The sequence below is a fragment of the Nocardia farcinica genome, from assembly GCF_029867845.1.
Taxonomy (GTDB): Bacteria; Actinomycetota; Actinomycetes; order Mycobacteriales; family Mycobacteriaceae; genus Nocardia; species Nocardia farcinica_A.
This window is the reverse complement of record NZ_JARWRU010001131.1, coordinates 1-2,082: the sequence shown is the minus strand read 5'-3', so window position 1 is coordinate 2,082 and position 2,082 is coordinate 1. Positions and strand designations below refer to the sequence as shown.

Genomic DNA, 2,082 nt, shown 5'->3' with positions numbered 1-2,082 from the left:
CCCCCCCCCCCCCCCGGCGGGCCCCCCCGGGGCGATGCCGACGGCGCACGCGATCGACCGGCCTCGTGGCCCTGCCCTAGGACCGGGTCGGGATGACGCCCGGCTGATCCATGCCCGACTGGTGCGCCGCGCCTTGATCGCCGCCCGGCACGGGGCCGGTGACGCCCGGCGGGCCGCCGGGATCGGTGAGACCGGGATCGCTCGCGGGCGGCGGTGGCGCGGGGTCCTGTGGTGGCGCGGGAGCGGGTTCCGGTTCCGGTGGCGGCGCCGGTGGCGGGGTGGGCGCGGGCTCCGGTGACGGCGGGGGCTCCGGGGCCGGCGGCGGCGTGGGCGAGGGCTCCGGGGCGGGCGTCGGTTCCGGGGCCGGTTCCGGTGTGGGCTCGGGTGACGGCGTGCTCTCCGCATCCTGAGCTTCCGGCGCGGGGCTGGGCTCCGCGGGCGCTTCCGATGTCGGGGGCGCGGACTCCCGGTCCGGCTCCGGTGCCTGATCGCTCGGCGGTGCGGGCTCGCCGGGGGACTCCTGGGGCTCCGGCGCGGCGTCGCCCTCGGGAGCCGCCTGGCCCGGCGCATCGGACTCTCCCTGCGGGGAGGGGGTTTCGGCGACACCGGGAGCGGCGTCGGAGCCCTGGCCGGGCGCGGACCGGTACGGGGCCTCCTCGGCCCCGGGCACCCGCAACACCCCCGGCGGCTCCGGCAGGGCGGGCACACCTGTTCCGGCCGCGGTGTAGGCGGGCTTGTAGAGCATGTTCATCGCCAGCACGGCCTCCTGGCGCAGCGCCTCCTGCGCCATCTGCGCGTCGATGATCCTGGCGGCCTCCAGCAACCGCGCGAGCGCGCCGACCGGCCCGCCCTCACCGGGCGGCACCACGGCGACCTTGACCGCCTCGGCGGCGGCGGCGACCGCGCCGAGCCGGGCGCCGACCTCACCCATGACCGCGCTCAGCTCCTCCACCGATTCGGCGAAGCTGCGGGTGCTGGCGTAGGCGGCCTCGGCGGCGGCGCCCTCCCACTCCATGTCGTTCATGACCCGGTCGGCGGCGGCCCTGGTCAACGGCAGCGCGCCCGCCACGGTGGCGGCGGCCTCCAGCCACGCCCCGGAGGCGCGCAGGATCTCGCCCGCGTCGATCTGCTGGGTCCTGGCGTAGATCTCCTCGTGCGTGAACGACTCGAAGTGCTCCATCGAGCTGATGTAGGTGGGATCGACGCCGCTCATCAGGGCAACCTCGTCTCGATCGCGCGCAGCGCCGCCGCGCTCGCGGCATCGGCCTCCTCGTAGAGTCCGGCGCTGAGCAGAAAGGCCTCCTTCATCCGGTAGGAGGCCTCGATGTAGTGATCGAGCAGGGCGGCCGCGTCGCGCGCCTTGTGGCCGAATCCGGCCTGTAGCTGCTTGGCGGAGTCGAAGCCGCCGAATCCCTGTGCCTGACCGACCGTTTCGATCCGATCCCGCAACTGGAGCAACCGGTCGGCCTGCTGTTCGTACAGGTCGGCGCAGCGACGCGCGGCCTCGGGATCGAAACGGACCTCGCCCGTGCGGGCCTGCTCCCTGAACCGCGCGATGTCGGCTCTGCTCGACTCCAGAGTCATGCGCACCCCCTGCGATCGGTCGGTCCGACCGGAACGCCCACCGGTCGGGTCGGTTTCAGCCTAACGCCAGCCCCCGACACCGGGGTGCGCGTCGGGCTCACCCGGTCCGGGCGGGCACCCATTTCTGGAGTTGCCCCGCCATCTGCTCGATCGAGGCGGGCACGACGCGCACCGTCTCGTCCGCCTTCACCAGATACCGTCCGTCCCCCTCCACGTCGACCCAGGTGTAGTGCACCGGCGCGGGCGGCTGCTGCCGGTCCAGCCGAGGCTCGATGCGGATGTGGCCGGTGGAGGTGTGCTTGGCCAGCAGCAGCCTGCGGATGCGGGCCACCTCCGGCGCGGGGCGCACCGCCTCGGTGTCGTAGACCGCGGTCGTCGAGGCCGCGCGGGCGGGCTCGCGACCCGCGGGCGTCGTCGGCAGCCCCGCCGCGATACCGGCCCCCCCCATTGCCGCGGGACCCCACCAGAAACGCACCCGCCCCGCCAGCCCCCCCCCCC

Annotated in this window: 2 protein-coding genes and 1 pseudogene; all 3 read right to left on the bottom strand. The window is 75.5% G+C overall.

The genetic code is table 11. From position 1 onward, the window contains the following. Positions 1-76 precede the first annotated feature (76 nt). A complete protein-coding gene (locus tag QH283_RS25235; RefSeq protein ID WP_280505426.1) occupies positions 77-1,213 on the bottom strand; it encodes a hypothetical protein in 1,137 nt (378 codons plus the stop codon). Further along, positions 1,213-1,584, bottom strand: a complete 372-nt coding sequence (locus QH283_RS25230; protein WP_280505425.1) for a hypothetical protein — start codon at positions 1,582-1,584, stop codon at positions 1,213-1,215. Before QH283_RS25230 ends, QH283_RS25235 begins: the two co-directional genes overlap by 1 nt. Before the next feature lie 97 nt (positions 1,585-1,681). Continuing rightward, positions 1,682-2,082, bottom strand: a pseudogene (locus QH283_RS25225) (ESX secretion-associated protein EspG); the annotation flags it as partial.